The sequence below is a fragment of the Mycobacterium sp. IDUB_37 genome (genome assembly GCF_055419245.1).
The window spans coordinates 331,051-338,119 of record NZ_JBVAXG010000007.1; the positions used below are offsets into that span (position 1 = coordinate 331,051).

Sequence of the window (7,069 nt, forward strand, 5' to 3'; positions counted from 1 at the left end):
CCCCGCCTTGACCCGCGGTCCGGTTGCGCGCCGCGTTTGATCTGGCTTTGCCTGGAACAGCTACGGCCGCCGCCAGGGAGGAACTAATGGCCCGGCGGGGCCGCCCGATAGATGGCGCCAGCGGCGTCGTCGGTGACGTACACCGCACCGTCCGGTCCGACTACAGCGGCGACCGGACGGCCCCACCGGGAGCCATCGCTTGCCTGAAAACCGCCGATGAGAGTCTGCTGATCGCCCAAAGTGCCGTTGCGCCAAGGGAAGAACGACACCTCGGGGGCCCGGGGTGGTTGCCGGTTCCAGGAACCGTGCACACCCACCAACGCACCTTCTGCATACGGCGCAGGCAACGCACCGGTGGTGAAGGCAAGTCCCAGCGGTGCCGAGTGCGCACCCATGCTCTGCTCGACAGGCGGCAGTGCGCCACAGTTCAACTGAGATCCGTCCTTGTTGGTCGACATATCCCGAATGAACGAAAGATTGGCGGGTCCGCCGTCGGGATTGCAGAACGGCCAACCCAATTCGCGGCCAGATGTCAAGCGCGCCAAAGTCTCCGGCGGATGGTCGTTGACGTAACCCACGTCGACTTTGTCGTCCGGGTCCGGTGCGTTGTCGCGGTTGTTGACCGCCGTCCACAGCGAGCCATCCGGTGCGAAGGCGAGGCCGGTGCCGTTGCGAACGCCGGTCGCGAACGGCTGTGCCGCACCACCACCGGGCGGAATCCGCATGATTGTGGCGCGGGGCGGGTTCGCCACGCGGTCCTGCGGGGAGATGTTGGCCGTCGAACCGATTGAGAAATAGACGGCACCGTCGGGTCCAACGGCCACGCTCTTCAACGCATGCGCGTAGGCGCCGCGCAGATCGGGGCTGCGTGCGTCGGGAAGGTCGGCCGCGGCGGTCCGGCGGTTGATCGCCTTGCCGTGGGCGTAGTCGTACGCGTCAATCCGGTCGCTCTCGGCGACATACAACGTCGAACCCGCGAACGCCATCCCGTGCGGTTGGTTGAGGCCATCGAGCAATGTTTCCTGTTGCGAGACAATGGGTTTCGGCGTCAGCTTGACGATCTGACCGCTGGCTGGCACCGATACGAGTAATGTCCCGTCGGGAGTCCACGCTGCCAGTCGCGCCTTTGGTAGCCGCGCCCACACTGAGATTGACCAACCGGCGGGGATCAGCGCCTGCCGCGGTCGGTCGAGCGGTGCCTGCGCCAACTCGGCGGGCACATTAACCGAAACTGGCACTAATTTGTCCGGTGCCGACGCCGCCGACGCGGGTGCGGACGGGGACGCCGCCGGCGGGGAGGGTTGCGTCGAGCACGCGGTCGGCACCAGGACACCGATCAGCGCAGCAGCCAGCACGGACGAGCTTCGTAGGCGACCGATCACGTCGTCTTGCATACCCGAGCAGCCCATGATGAACCCGCGGCCGAACTGGGATGACACGGGGACGAGCCCTTCACACAACGCCCCGCGAATGCCGTTCTGCACAGTGCGATGCAGTCCGAGCCCAATCCCACGTTGAGATCATCAATGCGACTGCAGTCACCCGGTCACAGCTGGGCGCCCAACCCCGAATGGAAAAAAGCCTTCACTAAATAGGATGTCCCGGGGAACCGTTGCTGCCGGCCGCGCCCAGCAGGCCGGTGGAGCCGGCATTTCCGCCCGGCCCGCCAGACGCACCCCCAGCGCCACCTGCGCCGCCCAATGCCAAATTGCCCCCCTTGCCGACCGTCTGTTGCTGAGTGCTTTGAACGCTGCCGCCATCGCCGCCATTACCGCCGGTGCCGCCGGTGCCGCCGGTGCCGCCGGTGCCCCCTGCGCCGGGGCCGCCCGCTGCACCCGCCAACCCGATCAACCCGCCCGCTCCGCCGCTGCCTCCGGTCGCTCCACCGGCACCGCCGACGCCGCCGGTGCCGCCTATGCCGCCGAGGGCGCCGCTGTTGCCGTCGCCGCCGATTGCCGTCCCTGCGAAGGAGTTTCCGCCGCCGCCGCCGTTCCCCCCGAGACCCCCGAGGCCGCCGAATCCGCCGAATCCGCCGACACCACCGGCACCGCCGGCACCGCCGATACCGATGAGTGACCCAGCCGCGCCGCCGTTACCGCCGACACCCCCGCTCCCGCCCGCGCCGCCGGTGCCTCCGGTGCTACCGCCTCCGCCGAGGCCGCCGTCACCGCCCGGTGAAGTTGACCCGAAAGCACCGGACGCCGTGCCGCCTTGTCCACCGCCGCCGCCCGCATAGCCGGTGGCACCGGCGCCCCCGGTACCTCCGATTCCGCCGGCGCCGCCGGCCCCGCCGTTGCCGATAAACGTTCCGCCGTGCCCACCATTGCCGCCGGCACCGCCGGTTCCGCCGCTGGTGCCGGATGCGCCTGTCGCCGTTGCGGCACCGCCGTTTCCGCCGTCACCGCCGGCGCCGATTTGGTTCAAAACAAACGCGCCGCTGCCGGTGCCGCCCTGTCCACCGGCGCCGCCCGCGCCGGCGTTAGCACCGCCGTCGGCGCCGTCACCGCCGCGCCCCCCAGTCGCCGTACCACCATTGGGGCCGTTGCCGAGCCCACCGTTGCCGCCCGCACCGCCGGTGCCGCCGGCGCTTCCGGCCACACCTCCGAGACCACCCGCGCCGCCCGTACTACTGCCACCGTTGACTGACTCCGCAGTGCCGCCATTCCCGCCCGTACCCCCGGTTTGAGCGGTGCCGGCGGCACCGGCGTCGCCCTGGAATCCAGTGCCGCCCAAGGTATTTCCAAAGTTGAATACATCTGCGCCGTTGCCGCCGGAGCCAACCGCCGCACCTGGCGTCGGATTGACGCCGGCCGTGCCGGCCACGCCGGTGCCACCCTGCCCGCCACGACCGCCAGAACCGAACCAGTGGGAATTACCCCCGCTACCACCCGAACCAGGCAGGCCACCAAGGACGCCCGCCACCGCCGTGCCGCCCTGGCCGCCGGCACCCCCGTCTCCAATCAAGAACCCACCTGTACCGCCATCACCACCGACCGCGCCGGCTCCACCCATGCCGCCGGCACCACCGGCGCCGAACACGAGCCCGCCGCCGCCGCCCTGACCACCTGCAGCACCGTCTCCGCCGCCGCCGCCGGCACCGCCACCGCCCGCGAAACTCGCTGTGCCACCGACGCCTCCGGCCCCGCCGCCACCATCAACCCCACCGACACCGCCGTGGCCACCGAATCCGCCATCGCCGAAGAAGCCGCCGGCCCCGCCAGCCCCGCCCAGGCCGCCGACGGCACCAGCTCCACGGGCCCCGCCGAATCCACCGGCGCCTCCGCTGCCAATTAGCCCCGCGGTCCCGCCGACTCCGCCGGCACCCCCAGTGGCGCCGGCGACCGTGGCAGATCCACCGGCACCTCCGGCCCCGCCGTTGCCAAACCACAACCCGCCCTGGCCGCCAGCGCCACCGGCTGCACCCGACGCGGTAACGCCCGCGCCGCCCGCCCCGCCGATCCCGCCATTGCCGATGAACCCGGCATTGCCTCCGGCACCACCGGCCTGACCGGGTGCTCCCGAACCGCCATTTCCTCCGTTGCCGTACAAGAGTCCGCCGGGTCCGCCGGAAGCCCCAGTGCCGTTAGCGCCGTTAGTGCCGTCACCGATCAATGGACGCCCCAACAATGCCTGGGTAGGGGCGTTCACCAATCCCAGCAATTGGTCCAACGGCGAGGCACCAGCAGCCTCAGCCGCCGTATAGGCACCGCCACCGGCCGCCAACGCCTGCACGAACTGGGCATGAAACGCCGAGGCCTGCGCGCTGAGCGCCTGATAGCTCTGCGCGTGTGAGGCAAACACAGCCGCAATCGCTGCGGACACCTCGTCTTGGGCCGCTGTCAATATCGCCGTCGTCGGCAACGCCGCGGCTGCATCGGCCGCCGTGAGCGCGGACCCAATCCCCGCCAACTTCGATCCGGCCGTCGCCAACTCCTCGGGCACCGTCGTCAAATATGACATCTGAAGCCTCCCGACCAACCGGGGTCCCGTGCCCCAGCACGCTGGTCAAAAGCACATCCTATGCACATAACGCGGTGCCGCCCTGGAAAATAGAAAGCGCCAATTGATTCATCACTCGCATGTGCGCGATCACCCCGGCTTGGCGTCGTGATCGTCGCATCGGGACCGATCATCACCAGAGCTACGTAACTACTAGTGGAGCCGACGCATCCCGGTGGCGACTGGCTACTTGAGGGCGTGCCGACCCGCCCCAGTCAGAACAATCCGCATCGCGGCCTGAGCTGCTGTGCCAGCGCTCGAACGTGCTTTGCCCGAGTAATCGGTGCCGCGCGTGGGTCGCGCTCGCTGAGTCTGAGCACAATGCCGTGTTGAGATCCTCAATGTGACTGCAGTCACCGTGCGCGGGCCGTACAGTTCGCCTCAATAAGACAGCTTCGGGAGCTGTTTGCCTGGGATGCTGACTTGAGGAGCCGCAAATGGCATCTTTCGTGTTCGTAACACCTGAAGCCGTAGCTGCTGCGTCGCAGAATTTGAGCGGCATTGAGTCGGCTCTCACCACGGCCAATGCAGCGGCCGCTAGATCAACGACGCAGGTAGCGGTCGCAGCGCAGGACGAAGTCTCGGCGGCGATCTCGGCGTTATTCGACACCCACGCTCTGGACTACCAGGCTGCCGCTGGGCAGGCCGCGCTCTTCCACGAGCGCTTTGTGGGGACTTTGACCTCGGGTGCGGGACTGTATTCAGCCGCGGAGGCCGCCAACGCATCGCCCCTGCAGACGTTGGAGCAGGAGTTTTTGGCATTAATCAATGCGCCCGCCAGGGCGTTGTTCGGGCGCCCGTTGATCGGCAACGGCACCAATGGCGCGGCAGGGACCGCGCAGGCCGGTGGGGACGGCGGAATTTTGTTCGGTAGTGGCGGCAGTGGCGGCTCGGGAGCACCAGGTGCGACCGGGGGGGCTGGCGGGAACGCCGGGCTGTTCGGGAACGGCGGAGCAGGCGGAGCCGGCGGAGCTGCCGGTGCCCTCGGCGGTACCGGCGGAACCGGTGGCGCGGGTGGTGCTGGTGGGTGGTTAGGCGGATTTGGCGGAGTCGGCGGGGCGGGTGGGGTTGGCGGGGCCGCTGGGCTGCTGATTGCCCCCGGAACCGGCGGCGTTGGTGGGGCCGGTGGCGCGTCGAGGGCGCTGCTGTTGTGGGCTGGCGGAGCAGGGGGCGCCGGCGGAGCTGGGGGTGCGGGAGCCGCAGGCAGCTTCGGCGCTATTGGCGGAGGGACGGGCGGTGTCGGCTCTGGCGGCGGTCTCGGCGGGGCTGGCGGCGCCGGGGGCGCGGGATTCGGACTGTTCAGCCACGGCGGGGCCGGGGGTGTCGGCGGTGGCGGTGGGTCTGGCGGCATCGGCGGGGCTGGTGGAACTGGTGTGAGTTTGGCTCCGAACGGTGGAACGGGCGGTGATGGCGGGAGCGGCGGCGGCGCCGGCGCGGGTGGTGCTGGTGGGAGTGGCGGATTCTTCGGATCCAGCGGCGCGACGGGTGGCGCTGGTACGGGCGGCACCGGCGGCTTCGGCGGGGCAGGCGGGGTGGGTTATGACGCTGCCGCCGACCCGACAGCGCTGCCCGGCACCGCCGGCGGCCAAGGCGGCCAGGGGGGCAACGGCGGCACCGGCGGCAACTCCGGTGCCGGCGGCACCGCGGGCAGTGGCGGCAACTCCGGCGCCGGCGGTGGCGGCGGCAACGGTGCTGCTGGCGCGGCGGGCACCAGCCTGCTGCCCACGGGCAGCACCGGCGGCAACGGCGGGGCCGGCGGCAACGCAGGCACCGTTGGCCTGGCCGGTACCGGCGGCAACACCGGCAGCGCCGGCAACACCGGCAACGGCGGCGCCGGCGGCATCGGTGGCGCAGGCGGTACGGGTTATAACGCTGCCGCCGACCCGCTCGCGCTGCCCGGCACCGCCGGCGGCCAGGGCGGCCAAGGCGGCAACGGCGGCACCGGCGGCAACTCCGGTGCTGGTGGCACCGCGGGCACCGGCGGAAACTCCGGCGCCGGTGGCGGCGGCGGCAACGGCGCTGCTGGTGCGGCGGGCAACAGCCTGCTGCCCACGGGCAGCACCGGTGGCAACGGCGGGGCCGGTGGCAACGCAGGCACCGCGGGCCTGGCTGGCGGCGGCGGCAACACCGGCAGCGCAGGCAACACCGGCAACGGCGGTTCCGGCGGCGTCGGTGGGGCAGGCGGAACCGGCTACAACGCGGCCGCCGACCCGCTCGCAGCGCCGGGCACAGCCGGTGGACAAGGCGGCCAGGGCGGCAACGGCGGCACCGGCGGCAACTCCGGCAATGGAGGCACCGCGGGCAGCGGCGGAAACTCCGGTGCTGGCGGCGGCGGCGGCAACGGCGCTGCCGGTGCGGCGGGCAACAGCCTGCTGCCCACAGGCGACACCGGTGGCAACGGCGGGGCCGGCGGCAACGCAGGCACCGCGGGCGCGGCCGGCACCGGCGGCAACACCGGCAGCGCAGGCAACACCGGCAACGGCGGTTCCGGCGGCGTCGGTGGGGCAGGCGGAACCGGCTACAACGCGGCCGCCGACCCGCTCGCAGCGCCGGGCACAGCCGGTGGACAAGGCGGCCAGGGCGGCAACGGCGGCACCGGCGGCAACTCCGGCAACGGAGGCACCGCGGGCAGCGGCGGAAACTCCGGTGCCGGCGGCGGCGGCGGCAACGGCGCTGCCGGTGCGGCGGGCAACAGCCTGCTGCCCACAGGCGACACCGGTGGCAACGGCGGGGCCGGCGGCAACGCAGGCACCGCGGGCGCGGCCGGCACCGGCGGCAACACCGGCAGCGCAGGCAACACCGGCAACGGCGGTTCCGGCGGCGTCGGTGGGGCTGGCGGAACCGGCTACAACGCAGCCGCCGATCCACTCGCGGCGCCGGGCACCGCCGGCGGACAAGGCGGCCAGGGCGGCAACGGCGGCACCGGCGGAAAGTCCGGTCCTGGTGGTCTTGACGGTGACGGCGGTAACGCCGGTAACGGCGGAATCGGCGGGAACGGGTCCGCGGGTGGGGTGGGGACCAGCTCGCCCGGCGGCAACGGTGGTGCTGGTGGTGATGCCGGTACCGGTGG

General features: G+C 71.7%; 2 protein-coding genes and 2 pseudogenes. 2 read left to right on the plus strand and 2 right to left on the minus strand.

Features of this window, described 5'->3' with window-relative positions; genetic code table 11:
- Window positions 1-83: 83 nt before the first annotated feature.
- Both ACZY1I_RS23545 and ACZY1I_RS23550 read right to left on the minus strand, forming a co-directional pair.
- Window positions 84-1,394: a PQQ-dependent sugar dehydrogenase gene (locus ACZY1I_RS23545; RefSeq protein ID WP_463757975.1), complete on the minus strand. Its 1,311-nt coding sequence runs from the start codon at window positions 1,392-1,394 to the stop codon at window positions 84-86.
- A gap of 193 nt (window positions 1,395-1,587) precedes the next feature.
- Window positions 1,588-3,960: a PE family protein gene (locus ACZY1I_RS23550; protein ID WP_463757899.1), complete on the minus strand. Its 2,373-nt coding sequence runs from the start codon at window positions 3,958-3,960 to the stop codon at window positions 1,588-1,590.
- Window positions 3,961-4,436: 476 nt separating this feature from the next.
- On the opposite strand from ACZY1I_RS23550, the pseudogene ACZY1I_RS23555 reads away from it, so the two are divergent.
- Window positions 4,437-4,661 (plus strand): annotated as a pseudogene (locus ACZY1I_RS23555) (PE family protein); the annotation flags it as partial.
- Between the two features lie 168 nt (window positions 4,662-4,829).
- Window positions 4,830-5,531, plus strand: a pseudogene (locus tag ACZY1I_RS23560) (PGRS repeat-containing protein); the annotation flags it as partial.
- Between the last annotated feature and the right edge of the window lie 1,538 nt (window positions 5,532-7,069).

Excerpts from the sequence above, each read along its gene's own strand:
- ACZY1I_RS23545 (WP_463757975.1), bottom strand. The coding sequence starts at position 1,394 with ATGCAAGACGACGTGATCGGTCGCCTACGAAGCTCGTCCGTGCTGGCT.
- ACZY1I_RS23550 (WP_463757899.1), bottom strand. The coding sequence starts at position 3,960 with ATGTCATATTTGACGACGGTGCCCGAGGAGTTGGCGACGGCCGGATCG.